The sequence below is a fragment of the Billgrantia sp. NRB1 genome, from assembly GCF_056921725.1.
This window is the reverse complement of the sequence record NZ_CM167783.1, coordinates 360,345-373,040: the sequence shown is the minus strand read 5'-3', so window position 1 is coordinate 373,040 and position 12,696 is coordinate 360,345. Positions and strand designations below refer to the sequence as shown.

General features: G+C 65.1%; 8 protein-coding genes, 1 pseudogene and 1 CRISPR repeat array (1 of these 10 cut by a window edge). Of the genes and pseudogenes, 5 read left to right on the top strand and 4 right to left on the bottom strand.

What is annotated here, in order from left to right; genetic code table 11:
* Positions 1 to 35: 35 nt before the first annotated feature.
* Entirely contained in the window at positions 36 to 1,241 is a 1,206-nt protein-coding gene (locus ACZIYR_RS01640) for an ABC transporter substrate-binding protein (RefSeq protein WP_473032148.1), read from the bottom strand.
* Positions 1,242 to 1,477: 236 nt separating this feature from the next.
* On the opposite strand from ACZIYR_RS01640, the gene ACZIYR_RS01635 reads away from it, so the two are divergent.
* On the top strand, positions 1,478 to 2,560 hold the full coding sequence (locus ACZIYR_RS01635) for a C45 family autoproteolytic acyltransferase/hydrolase (RefSeq protein WP_473032147.1): 1,083 nt from the start codon (positions 1,478 to 1,480) through the stop codon (positions 2,558 to 2,560).
* Here ACZIYR_RS01635 and ACZIYR_RS01630 read toward each other — a convergent pair.
* Positions 2,557 to 2,808: a hypothetical protein gene (locus ACZIYR_RS01630; RefSeq protein WP_473032146.1), complete on the bottom strand. Its 252-nt coding sequence runs from the start codon at positions 2,806 to 2,808 to the stop codon at positions 2,557 to 2,559. The genes ACZIYR_RS01635 and ACZIYR_RS01630 overlap by 4 nt on opposite strands.
* Positions 2,809 to 3,012: 204 nt before the next feature.
* On the opposite strand from ACZIYR_RS01630, the gene ACZIYR_RS01625 reads away from it, so the two are divergent.
* Positions 3,013 to 3,396, top strand: coding sequence for a DUF6746 family protein (locus tag ACZIYR_RS01625; protein WP_473032145.1), 384 nt, complete (start codon positions 3,013 to 3,015; stop codon positions 3,394 to 3,396).
* 42 nt (positions 3,397 to 3,438) lie between these two features.
* Here ACZIYR_RS01625 and ACZIYR_RS01620 read toward each other — a convergent pair whose 3' ends face one another.
* On the bottom strand, positions 3,439 to 4,029 hold the full coding sequence (locus ACZIYR_RS01620; protein WP_473034967.1) for a DUF4202 domain-containing protein: 591 nt from the start codon (positions 4,027 to 4,029) through the stop codon (positions 3,439 to 3,441).
* An 85-nt stretch (positions 4,030 to 4,114) separates the two neighbouring features.
* The gene (locus tag ACZIYR_RS01615) at positions 4,115 to 5,392 is read right to left on the bottom strand and encodes an amidase (protein ID WP_483528006.1); all 1,278 of its coding nucleotides are present in this window, start codon (positions 5,390 to 5,392) and stop codon (positions 4,115 to 4,117) included.
* A 111-nt stretch (positions 5,393 to 5,503) separates the two neighbouring features.
* Here ACZIYR_RS01615 and ACZIYR_RS01610 point away from each other — a divergent pair.
* The 3 genes and pseudogenes from ACZIYR_RS01610 to istB form a co-directional block, all read left to right on the top strand.
* Positions 5,504 to 6,967: pseudogene (locus ACZIYR_RS01610) on the top strand (ISNCY family transposase); the annotation flags it as partial.
* Between the two features lie 174 nt (positions 6,968 to 7,141).
* Entirely contained in the window at positions 7,142 to 8,665 is a 1,524-nt protein-coding gene (gene istA / locus ACZIYR_RS01605; RefSeq protein ID WP_483526978.1) for an IS21 family transposase, read from the top strand.
* Positions 8,658 to 9,431 carry an IS21-like element helper ATPase IstB gene (gene istB / locus ACZIYR_RS01600; RefSeq protein ID WP_483526977.1) on the top strand — a complete coding sequence of 258 codons (774 nt, stop codon included), beginning with the start codon at positions 8,658 to 8,660 and terminating at the stop codon, positions 9,429 to 9,431. The genes istA and istB overlap by 8 nt, the downstream gene beginning before the upstream one ends.
* 183 nt (positions 9,432 to 9,614) lie before the next feature.
* Positions 9,615 to 12,696: direct repeats of the CRISPR family, unit length 28 nt; unit sequence TTTCTGAGCTGCCTGTGCGGCAGCTCAC (it continues 2,588 nt past the right edge of the window).

Here is a 12,696-nt window from a genome sequence, read left to right as displayed (position 1 = left end):
CGGGGCCTTTCATTGCCAGGTGGCTGCGTTAGCGCTTACAGGTCGACCAGGCCCTTGCTGACGAAGGCGCCGTCTTCCACCACCATCTCGACCACCACGCCCGGCACGTCGCCGTTCTCGTCGAACTCGTGGGTGCCGGAGGCGCCCTCGTAGTTGATCTCGGTGCCGGCGGCGATCAGCTCCACGGCCTTCTCCCACTCGCCGGGCAGAATCACCTCGCCCGGGGCGGTGGCGACGCTGCGCAGGGCGGCGGAGAGGCCCTCGCGCTCGGCAGTACCGTTCTGCTCGATGGCCAGCGCCAGCAGGAAGGCGGCATCGTAGGCCTGGGCGGCGAACACCGCGCTGGGATCGAAGCCGGCCGCCTCTGCCGCCTCGGCGAAGATATCGGTGCCGGGCAGTTCCGGGCTGCCCGGGCGGGTGGCGATCATGCCCTCCAGCACGTCGGCCCCGACGGCCTCCACCAGCGAGGAGCCGACCATGCCGTCGGCGCCGGCGTACTGGGTGAACATGCCGCTCTCGTAGGCCTGGCGCAGAATGGTCTGGCCGGAGCCGTCGGCGTAGGCCAGCACCACCAGGGTCTCGGCGCCGCTGGCGGAGAGCGAGCCCAGCTCGGAGCGGTAGTCGGCACGGCCGTCCTCATGGGCCAGGTTCTCGGCCAGGAAACCGCCGCCGGCTTCGAAGGCTTCGGCGAAGGCATCGGCCAGGCCGCGACCGTAGTCGTTGTTGACGTAGGTGACCGCGACCTCATCGAAGCCCTTGTCGAGCATCAGCTTGGCCAGGATCTCGCCCTGGAAGGCATCCGAGGGCACGGTGCGAAACACTAGGTCGTTGTCGTCCAGCTCGGTGACCGCCGGCGCCGTGGAAGCCGGCGAGACCATCACCACCCCGCCCGGAATGGCCGCGCTGTTGGCGGCGGCCACGGTGGCGCCGGTGCACAGCGCGCCGACGATGGCGGTGACATTCTCGGTGTTGACCATGCGGTCCGCCGCGTTGGAGGCCGCCGAGGCGTCGCTGCAGGTGGTATCCGCATTGGGCATCACCAGGGTCTGGCCGCCCAGGATACCGCCCTGCTCGTTGATCTGCTGTACCGCCAGCCGCGCGCCGTCGTAGATCGGCGGGGTCAGGCTCTCGATCGGGCCGGTGAAGCCGCCGATGAAGCCGACCTTGACTTCCGCCTGGGCCGCTCCGACAAAGGCCACGCTGGACGCCGCTACCGCAATCGCCAATACGCTCTTCTTCATGGTTGTTCTTCTCGCTCTGGTTGCAAGGATGGGACACGCCTTCAATCTGGAAGGACGGCACGCAAAATACAAGCCCCCGCTGCCAACGTTAGCCGGCTTCGCCGTCGCCACAAGCCGCTGATTGTGCAAGCACAATCAGCGCCACCTGGGCCGGCGAAGAAGACTTCAACGCTGTGCAGGCAGCGCCTGCGGCAGGCACCTATACTGGGGGCCTCACCCCGACCAGGAGGCGCCCCGTGACACTTCCCGTCACCGAACTCTCCGGCAGCCGGCGCATGATCGGCGAGGCCCATGGCCGCATTCACGCCCGATTGATCCGGCACAGCCTGACCGTCTACGCCCAGCTGTTCCGGGATTTCGTCGGCATCGACTGGGAAGCCGCGCGCCGCGAGGCCCACCGCTTCCAGGCCATGATCGAGCGTGGCTTTCCGGCGATTCTCGAGGAGATGGAGGGCATCGCCCGCGGCGCCGGAATCGACTTCATCGACGTGCTGACCCTCAACTGCCGCAGCGAAATCGCCCTGACCCGCGCCAGCGGCGGTTGCTCGGCCTTCGCCCTGCAGCAAGACGGCCAGCAGTGGTTGGCCCAGAACTGGGACTGGCGAACCGATCAGCTGCACAACGTGGTGGTACTGCGCATCGAAGGGATCGGCCGACCGGCGCTGATCAGCGTCGGCGAAGCCGGCATGGTGGGCAAGGTGGGGCTCAATGACCGGGGCCTGGGGGTCTGCCTCAACGCCATTCGCTCACAGACCTGCGGCGAGGGGCTGCCGATCCACATCGCCCTGCGCAAGATCCTGGAGAGCCCCGACTGGGAGAGCGCGCTGCGGGTCGCCACCCACGACCGGGTCTGCTCCCCCGCCCACTTCCTGCTGGCCGGCGCTCCGCCAAGTGGTGACGCCTGCCAGGCCCTGGGGCTGGAGGTGCTGCCCGGCGAGCCCGGCCGGCTCGAGGCACAGCAGGGCCGGGTCACCCACACCAATCATCTCTATGCCCCCGGCGCGACCCACCAGGTCGAGGACTTCCCCCGGGCCGACTCCCGCCCGCGGCTGGCGCGGCTCGATGCCCTGCTGCAGAACGAATCGCACTTCGACGAGGCCGCCCTGTTCGACATCCTCAGCGACCACCACGGCGCGCCGATGTCGATCTGTCGCCACTTCAACCCCGACCAGCCCCCGGACGAGCGCATGGAGACGCTGTTCGCCGTGGTCATGAACCTGAGCGAGCGCCGCCTGACCCTGCGCCACGGCAAGCCCTGCGAGACCGCCGACGAACTGCGCCTGACACTCGACCGAGCGGCTTGGCTCCGCACTCCCTAGCCACGGAGCTGGCCCTTCTCATCGAGTTGGCCCTTCAGGTACTGCTCCGAGGTCCGCAGGAACAGCCGGCGAAACAGCGCATGGATAGCCTCCTCCCGACGCAGCTGCAGCAGCTGCCGGTCGGCTTCACTCAGCGTGTCGCCTGGACGGGGAAGCTGCCGTGCCAGGCGCACCGAGCCCGCCGACACATCGCAGACCTGCAGCGCGGCGCTGGTATCCGTATACACGGGCGTGGAGCAGTACCTCATGGCGACCTCCTTGATCACACAATTTATGATAACGATTATCATTGGCAATCGTGAATTTAGTCCACCACTCTCCCGCTGTCAAATCCCTGGTCTTGCATCGGCCGCGAGAAAAATCCCGTGCGGCGCAACATTCACGCTTGCCGGCTGCGACCGGTCGGCCTAGTTTCAGAAAGCACCATCAGAACTTCACTGAGGTTAGCCGCCATGAAGCATCTGCTGTTCTCCGCCCTGCTCGTTGCCCTGCTGGCCACCGGCGCCCACGCCGAGGAAGAAGACGCACCGGAGCGCCCCCGCCACCACACGGGGCAGACCGCCGCGACCCTATCCCAGGCTGTATCCAACCTCTCCAGCGCCAACGACCACCTCTCGGCGCTGCTCGCCAAGCGCGAGCTGAGCGACGCTGACCTGGGGATCATTCACCAGCTCACCTATACCATTGAGAATGCTCTGGCCCGGATCGACGAGGAGGTCGCCACCATGGCGGCCCTGGTGGAAGAGGTCCATCAAGGCAGCGAAAGCGGCGAACGTGAGCGCGTACGCGACAACGGCAGGGCCTATCTAGAGGCCATCCGTCCGCTAGTGAAGTAACTCCCAACCGCCGCGGCGCCGTATCGGCCGCGGCGGTGCCAATCAGCCGGCCAGCGCCTCTTCCACCAGCGCGCGCGCCTCGTCGCTCATCGGCAGCCCCAGCGCCAGCTCATGGGCCCGCGGCGACATCTTCTTCCAGGTCTTCTGGACGATGCGGATCAGGTGGTCATGGTCGACCTGCTTCGAGAAGTCGGCGAAGTAGTTCTCCAGGAACACCAGGCATGCGCAGTCCTCCACCGCCTGGGTGCCGGCCTCCCGGCCCAGGCCCTGCTTGCGAATCATCCGCGCCACCCGCTCGGCGTCCTCTTCCGAATAGCCCGCCTCGCGCATCAGCTGCGCCGTGGTCTCGCCGGCCCGCTGGCCCTGGTCGCGCCGCCAGGTGAGATAGCCCACCCGACCCTCCGGATACTCGCTGCGCGGCACCTGCCAGCGCTGCAGGTGCTGCGCCCGCACGGCGATGCGGGTCAGCTCGTCGGGGGTGTCCACCAGCCGCTCCAGCCAGGCGCTCATGCGACCGGCGTGCCACAGCTCCTGGGGCATGGCCTCGCCGTCGACCTCCACCCGGCGGGGGTCCTGGGCATGGAGGGCATCGATGGCGCTCAGGGTGGCGGCGAAGGGCGTTTGATCTGACATAGGGTTTTCCTTGCAAGCGATGGTGACTTCAGCATACCGCAACCGAGCAGGCTGGCGAGACACGGGCGGCCAAGGAAGGGCAGCGTCAGGAACCCGCTGGGCTGGGGGCACCGGGAAAGCGCGGCGGATACGCCTGCATATAGGCGTGACAAACACGCAGCACCCGCGCATCGTCATGCTTGCCGCCGGCCAGCTGAAAGCCCACCGGCAGGCCGGCCCGGGTGAAGCCGCAGGGCACCGAGGCGGCCGGCTGCTGGCTGAGGTTGAAGGGGTAGGAGAAGGCGGCCCACTCCTCCCAGTCGCGCATGCCGCTGCCCGGGGGAACGGCATGATGCAGGGCGAAGGGAGAAATCGTCACCGCCGGTGTCATCAGCAGATGATAGCGCTGGTTGAAGTGCTCGAGCCGCTCGGTGAGCCGGGCCCGCTCGGTCAGGGCATGGAACAGATCGACCGCGCGCCAGGCCTCGGCACGACGCGCATCGGCCACCAGCCCCGGATCGAGCCGCTCACGCTGCTCCTCGTCCAGCTCCTCCCAGACCACCAGCGAGGCGGTGAACCAGAGCTTCTGGAAGGTATCCAGCGGCGAGGCGAATCCCGGGTCCACCTCCTCGACCTCGGCGCCCAGCAGCCTGAGCCGGCGGGCCGCCTCGCGCACCCGCTCGGCGACCTCGGCATCCACCTGGGCATAGCCCAGGTCCGGCGAATAGGCGATACGCAGGCCGCGCAACCCCTGATGCAGCGCCATCCCCCAGTCCTCGGGCTGCCCCCGCACCGCGTAGGGGTCGCGAAAATCGTAGCGCCCGATCACATTGAGCATCCGGGCGGCATCGGCCACCGTGCGGGTCAGGGGACCAAGATGCGACAGGGTGGGCTCCTTGCTCGGCGGCCACTGCGGGGTCCAGCCGAAGGTGGGCTTGAAGCCGAACACCCCGGTAAAGGCGGCGGGGATTCGGATGGAGCCCCCCGAGTCGCCGCCCTGATGCAGCACCCCCATGTTGAGCGCCGCCGCCACGGCGGCCCCGCCAGACGACCCGCCCGGGGTCAGGCGGGTATCCCAGGGGTTGGCCGTGGCCCCGAAGACCCGATTGTCGGTCACCGCCTTCCAGCCGAACTCCGAGGAGTTGGTCTTGCCCAGGATCACCGCCCCCGCCTCGCGCAGCATCCGCGCCGGCGGCGCATCCCGCCGGCAGGGGGTGTCCGGCACCGTCAACGAGCCCTGGCGCGCCGGCATGCCCGCTACCTCGGTCAGGTCCTTGAGCGACACCGGCACCCCGTCGATGGGGCTCAGCGGCTCCCCGCGCGCCCAGCGCCTGCCCGAGGCGCGCGCCGCCGCCTCGGCCCCCTCCCGGTTATAGAGCGACAATTACTCTGGCCGGCCGCATTGCCTCGCCGAATTGGTTACCCAACATGGGGTGTTGCCTCACATACTGGGTTACCAAGGGTAGAAGCTGAGGTGGCGGGGATGGCAAAGAAAATGACGACTCCTGGTCGGCAAGAGCTGATTGGCGTTCTGAGAGAGCGCTATGCGCAGGGTTCTCGTGAAGAGAAGGGTCGGATCCTCGATGAATTCACCCTGACCAGTGGGTGTCATCGGAAATCAGCCATCCGGATCTTGAACGGATCGTCAGATCTCGATCCCCAGCCACGGAGTGGCAGGCGGAAGCGAATCTACGATGACGCAGTACACCAGGCGTTGATCGTGATTTGGGAGGCCTCCGACAGGATCTGCGGCAAGCGCCTCAAGGCATTACTTCCTATCCTGCTTCCAGCCCTTGAGCGCCATGGCCATCTACACCTTGATTCCGGGGTCCACGACAAGCTCATGTCCATGAGCGCCGCCACCATCGACCGGTTGCTTTGCGAGACCCGCGTCGGGGGCTCGCGTCGTCAAGCTCGGAGAAAACCCACGGCAGCGCAGCGCAACGTGGCAATCCGCACTTTTGGCGACTGGACTGATCCCTTGCCGGGCTATCTGGAGATGGACCTGGTGGTGCATTCCGGCGAGAGGCTGACGGGAAGCTATCTTCACACCCTCTCGGTGACTGATGTGGCGAGTGGCTGGACCGACTGTACGCCACTCTTGGCTCGGGACGGGACGCTAGTCGTCGAATCCGTTAAGGCCCTGCGTGGGGGCTTGCCTTTCTTGCTACGTGGGCTTGATGTCGATAATGGCTCCGAGTTTCTCAATGAAGTACTGCTGCGATATTGTGCTACCCATGGTATCGAGCTGACCCGATCGAGGCCCTATCACAAGAACGATCAGGCCTGGATCGAGCAGAAGAACGGGGCGGTTGTCAGACGACTGGTGGGTTACCGTCGGCTTGAGGGCCTGGCCGCCTTCGAGGCTCTGTCACAACTTTATGCGGCGGCACGCTTGTTCATCAACTTCTTTCAGCCGTCGTTCAAGCTCAAAGAGAAAGTCCGCACGGGGGCCCGAGTCGTGAAGCGCTACCATGCACCGCAGACACCCTGTTCGCGATTACTGGAGTCTAATACCATCCCCGACGCCATCAAGGCGCAACTACAGCACTTATCGGAAGCTCTGGACCCCCTCCAGCTTCTGGTTCAGATTCGCACCATGCAGCAACGACTGGCGATTATCTCAGCAGGCGGCGAACCACCTACGCCTGCGCATAAGGAAGATGATCTCACCCGTTTTCTCGCCAGTCTGTCGACGGCATGGCATGAGGGAGAGGTTCGCCCCACGCACCGCACGGCACCGAAGGCAAGCCGGCACTGGCGTACCCGGAAGGACCCGTTCGAAGGCGTGTGGCCAACGGTCGTGGGTTGGTTGGAAACTTCTCCCGATCAATCAGCGAAGGGTCTGTTAGAGCGGTTGCAACGGGAGCACCCTGGTACGTATTCCGATGGACACCTTCGGACACTGCAACGCCGGGTCCAGGAGTGGCGCAGGCAGATGGCGCTTCATCTTGTATTTGGTCAAGGTAGTACCGATGTTGCTTTCCCGACATATGACCATGAAGAGAAGTTCAGCAATGAAGTGGGACAACCACTCGGTATAGAGCGACAATTACTCTGGCCGGCCGACGACAACTACTGTGACCGGTTGCCCTAAGCTTGACCGCTTGTCCCGACCCACCAGGGAGCCGGTATGGCGGTCACCAGCCAACAGGTCATGCTCTATATGTCGCAACGTCAACAAGGCCAGACCCAGGAGGTCGCCGCCGCCAAGGCCGGCCTCTCCGTCAGAACCGCTCGCCGCCTCGAACGCCGGGCCGAGTCCTCCGAGCCGCCGGCATCACGGCACTGGCGAACCCGGCCCGACCCCTTCGCTGAGGTGTGGGAGACCACGCTCGTCCCCCAGCTGGCCGCCGCCCCGGGCTTGCAGGCACTGACCCTGCTGGAGTGGTTGCAGGAGCAGCACCCCGGCCAGTACCCGGACAGCCTGCTGCGAACCCTGCAGCGCCGGGTCAAGGGCTGGCGAGCCGCGCATGGCCCGGAGAAAGAGGTGATGTTTCCGCAAACCCATGGCCCCGGGCTGCGCGGCCTCTCCGACTTCACCGAGCTCAAGGGGATTGTCATTACCGTGGCAGGGGAGCCGCTTGATCACCGGCTCTACCACTTCCGCCTGGCCTACAGCGGCTGGTGTTGTGTCCGGGTGGTGCTCGGTGGCGAGAGCTACCCGGCACTGGCTGAAGGTCTGACCCGTGCGCTGGAGCGCCTTGGCGGCGTCCCCGCGGAGCACCGCACCGACAGCCTGTCGGCAGCCTTTCGCAACCTGGGCCGGGAGGCGGAAGCCGACCTCACCGAGCGTTATGCCGCCCTGTGCGCTCACTACGGCATGACGGCCACCCGCAACAACCCGGGTCGCGGCCATGAAAACGCCAGCATCGAGTCGCCGCATGGCCACTTCAAGCGGCGCCTGCAGCAGCGCCTGACGCTGCGCGGCTCCCAGGACTTCACCAGCCTCGACGCCTACCAGGCCTTCCTCGATGAGGTGACCACCGCGATCAACCGTCGCAACGCGGCCCGGATCACCGTCGAGCGTGGCGCGCTGCAGCCACTGCCCAGCCGGCCCGGTACCGACTACAGCGAGGTGACGGTGCGCGTCACTACCTCCAGCACCATCCAGGTGCGCAAGGTGCTCTACTCGGTGCCGTCCCGGCTGATCGGCGAGAACCTGCGGGTGCACCTTTACGATGATCGCTTGGTGCTGCATCACGCACAGCAAGCATTGCTGACGCTGAGACGGCGGCATGCCACGCCGGAAAGCGGCCGGTTGCGGGTCATCGATTACCGCCATGTGATCGGCTGGCTGGTCCGCAAGCCCCGGGCGCTGGCGGGGCTGACGTTCCGCGACGACCTGTTGCCGAGTGCGGCGTGGCGCGAGCTGTACGCCCGGCTGATCGCCGCCTCGCCGGTCGCCGAGGCCTGCAAGCGCATCGTTGGCGCTCTGGCGTTGGCCGCCGAGCAGGACCAGGCCGAGGAGATCGCCAGTTACTGGCTGGGCGCCCTGGCGCGTGGGAAGAGCCCGACACTGGCCGAGCTCCAGGCCCGCTTCGCCGCCACGCCGAGCGCCACGATGGCGTTCCCCCAGGTGACCCAGCATGACATCGCCAGCTACAACCACCTGGTGCCCAGCGTGCCGACCACGGAGGTGCGTTGCCATGCCTGATGCCCAGACGTTGCCGCTGCTGCTGCGACAGCTCCGCCTGCCCACCATGGCCGCCTGTTGGCCCCAGTTGGAGACCCAAGCCCGGGCCGAGAACTGGAGCCTGCCACAAGCGCTGGCCGCCCTATGCGAGCACGAGCTGGCCGAGCGTGAGCGACGCCGGCTGGCCCGGCACCTCAAGGAGGCCCGGCTGCCGGTGGGAAAAACGCTGGAGTCCTTCGAGTTCGACGCCATCGCGGCCGAGCAGCGTCGGCAGCTGAGCGCCCTGGCGGGCGACACGCAGTGGGTCGACCAGGCTCACAACCTGCTGCTGTTTGGGCCCTCCGGCGTCGGCAAAAGCCACGTGGCGGCCGGGCTCGGGCATACGCTGGTCGACCAGGGTTACCGGGTGCGCTACGCCACCGCCTCAAGCCTGGTCCAGGAGCTCCAGGCTGCCAAGCAGGCACTGCGCCTGAGCGACGCCCTGATCAAGCTCGACAAGTACGCCGTGCTGGTGATCGACGATATCGGCTACGTTCAACGCAGCGAGGCCGAGACGTCAGTGCTGTTCGAGCTGATCGCCCATCGCTACGAGTCGGCCAGCCTGATCATCACCGCCAACCAGCCGTTCAGCGCCTGGGACAGTATCTTCCCCGACAGCATGATGGCAGTGGCCGCCATCGACCGGTTGGTGCACCACGCCACGCTGATGGAGCTGAGCGGGGAGAGCTACCGTAAGCGTGCTTATCAACGACAATTACAAGGAGGAAAAGCTGGGTCGTCGGACTGACGACAACTACCCCACCCAACCGGCCATTTTAATTGTCGCCAAGCGGCCAAAGTAGTTGACGTCGCATACACTCGGTAACATTTCTGATGAGGCATCAGAGTAACCTTTCATCGTGAGGCAACACGAGCGGCCAAAGTAGTTGACGTCGCATACGTAGGGGGCGAAACGCCAGGTGATCACCGTTTTCTGAGCTGCCTGTGCGGCAGCTCACTGGCGAAATCGCGCTCCTCCAGGCCGTCGTAGTTTCTGAGCTGCCTGTGCGGCAGCTCACCTGGTGGAGCTGGACAGCGCCGAACAGCAGCTTTTCTGAGCTGCCTGTGCGGCAGCTCACGTAATCGCTGCGCGAGACGTAGGTGTTTCGTTTCTGAGCTGCCTGTGCGGCAGCTCACCTGCGCGCAGCGGCGTGGGGCGCACCGAGGTATTTCTGAGCTGCCTGTGCGGCAGCTCACCGGATCCTCGGCCGGCACTGGGGCGCTGGCTGTTTCTGAGCTGCCTGTGCGGCAGCTCACCTGTGGCTGGCCCGCACCGTGCTACAGGGCGATTTCTGAGCTGCCTGTGCGGCAGCTCACGCACTAGATCAGCTCCACGGTGGTGTGGGTGCTTTCTGAGCTGCCTGTGCGGCAGCTCACGGTGCACATTATTCGTCCTCCGGTTTTGGTGCTTTCTGAGCTGCCTGTGCGGCAGCTCACCGCACCTTCGGCACCGCCGCCCCCTACGAGCATTTCTGAGCTGCCTGTGCGGCAGCTCACGTCATGGGATGATGCGCCGGAGTGGGCGCAGTTTTCTGAGCTGCCTGTGCGGCAGCTCACGCACCACCGCCCTGCGCCGCATCGACGACGCTTTTCTGAGCTGCCTGTGCGGCAGCTCACAATCCAGGCGCTGAACCACCCGACAGGCTGCTTTTCTGAGCTGCCTGTGCGGCAGCTCACACTATCCCCGACCTGCCCGCCATCTTGCGCGATTTCTGAGCTGCCTGTGCGGCAGCTCACGATAGCTGGAGGATGGGCTATGGTTAGGTACTTTTCTGAGCTGCCTGTGCGGCAGCTCACATAATCTATGCCCAAAGGGAGATAATCATGAATTTCTGAGCTGCCTGTGCGGCAGCTCACGAGGAAGCGCGCCGGGAGGCCCAGCAGGACAATTTCTGAGCTGCCTGTGCGGCAGCTCACCCGCTGGTGTAGTTGCCTAGCGGCGGGTCGACTTTCTGAGCTGCCTGTGCGGCAGCTCACAACACCGCCCACGGGCACGCCTATGTCACCGTTTTCTGAGCTGCCTGTGCGGCAGCTCACATTTACCGAGTTACCTACCGCCTGCTCGAGCATTTCTGAGCTGCCTGTGCGGCAGCTCACGTGTGGCCTCGTTCGAAGTCACCTGGTGGGACTTTCTGAGCTGCCTGTGCGGCAGCTCACGCAGTCTCGGCCTCGTCCCTAAACTGCTCAACTTTCTGAGCTGCCTGTGCGGCAGCTCACCCCTGCCCGGCGTACTTAGCAGAGGCTGGCTATTTCTGAGCTGCCTGTGCGGCAGCTCACACCCCGCGTTTATCAACTCCATGAATGATCTTTTTCTGAGCTGCCTGTGCGGCAGCTCACCGGTGAGCCGGGGCGCGTCCCGCTGCCCATCTTTTCTGAGCTGCCTGTGCGGCAGCTCACGTCATGATCGGCACCATCACCTGCTACGTCATTTTCTGAGCTGCCTGTGCGGCAGCTCACTGGCTAGTCGGCGCACCGCCCGCCGTGATCGATTTCTGAGCTGCCTGTGCGGCAGCTCACGGACATAATCGAACCTGGCTACGGCTGGGCATTTTCTGAGCTGCCTGTGCGGCAGCTCACACGTCCTTGAGCCAGGGCAGCCGTATATCCATTTTCTGAGCTGCCTGTGCGGCAGCTCACTTGCACTCTCTTAGGTTGCTCCATGCATTGTTTTTCTGAGCTGCCTGTGCGGCAGCTCACATTGAGTTTGATGGCGTTGTCGTGCGGGACGATTTCTGAGCTGCCTGTGCGGCAGCTCACAGTTTGGCGGTGATGTCAGGCGTGACGATTCTTTTCTGAGCTGCCTGTGCGGCAGCTCACTGGGTGCATTATGATCAAATCCCAGCCACACTTTTCTGAGCTGCCTGTGCGGCAGCTCACCCTGTCGGCGCGTGACGCTGCGCGGGACGGGATTTCTGAGCTGCCTGTGCGGCAGCTCACGGCTAAAAGCTACTCCCCGGCCAGTGTTAGGAGTTTCTGAGCTGCCTGTGCGGCAGCTCACGATGACTGGTACCGCGCCACGCTCTACCGCTGTTTCTGAGCTGCCTGTGCGGCAGCTCACGTAGGCCAGCACGGTGCGCTGGCCGGGGAGCTTTTCTGAGCTGCCTGTGCGGCAGCTCACCTGACGCCGCGCCTGATGCACGACAAACAGTTTTTCTGAGCTGCCTGTGCGGCAGCTCACCCGCTCGGGCTCATACTCCATCGGCAGGCATATTTCTGAGCTGCCTGTGCGGCAGCTCACGAGCACGGCCACCTCCACATCGAGATCACGCATTTCTGAGCTGCCTGTGCGGCAGCTCACGCCCCGGCGCCCGCGCGGCCACGCTCTAGCCTTTTCTGAGCTGCCTGTGCGGCAGCTCACGACACCCCCGAAAGCCCCGGCGCCGCCCAGCATTTCTGAGCTGCCTGTGCGGCAGCTCACCCTGCCGTCACAGGCCAGCCATCCATCCGCCTTTTCTGAGCTGCCTGTGCGGCAGCTCACGCGTCTCTTCGTCCTCCCAGTCCTCTCGGCGATTTCTGAGCTGCCTGTGCGGCAGCTCACCAACTGGTGCGCGACTTCCTGCGCTTCCGGCTTTTCTGAGCTGCCTGTGCGGCAGCTCACAGGAAGGTAAAGAGATCGAGGCCTAGCACTCTTTTCTGAGCTGCCTGTGCGGCAGCTCACTCATCCCTCGACCAGTCGTGGAGCAAATGAGATTTCTGAGCTGCCTGTGCGGCAGCTCACGGCGTGGCTTGTCACAGCACCCCCGCCGCTTTTTTCTGAGCTGCCTGTGCGGCAGCTCACCCATCCATGCCGCCGCCGCGGTACTCTTCCATTTTCTGAGCTGCCTGTGCGGCAGCTCACTGGCACGTCGATGCCATCTGCGAGCATCTTGATTTCTGAGCTGCCTGTGCGGCAGCTCACTTGATGCCTTCGTCTGCTGTCGCCTCGATCTTTTTCTGAGCTGCCTGTGCGGCAGCTCACGTGCTGACAGCGATGGATGCCGGATTACCGTTTTTCTGAGCTGCCTGTGCGGCAG

Coding starts and splice junctions, on each gene's coding strand:
- ACZIYR_RS01630 (WP_473032146.1), bottom strand. CDS start 2,808: ATGAGGTACTGCTCCACGCCCGTGTATACGGATACCAGCGCCGCGCTG.
- istA (WP_483526978.1), top strand. CDS start 7,142: ATGGCGGTCACCAGCCAACAGGTCATGCTCTATATGTCGCAACGTCAA.
- ACZIYR_RS01640 (WP_473032148.1), bottom strand. CDS start 1,241: ATGAAGAAGAGCGTATTGGCGATTGCGGTAGCGGCGTCCAGCGTGGCC.
- istB (WP_483526977.1), top strand. CDS start 8,658: ATGCCTGATGCCCAGACGTTGCCGCTGCTGCTGCGACAGCTCCGCCTG.
- ACZIYR_RS01620 (WP_473034967.1), bottom strand. CDS start 4,029: ATGTCAGATCAAACGCCCTTCGCCGCCACCCTGAGCGCCATCGATGCC.
- ACZIYR_RS01625 (WP_473032145.1), top strand. CDS start 3,013: ATGAAGCATCTGCTGTTCTCCGCCCTGCTCGTTGCCCTGCTGGCCACC.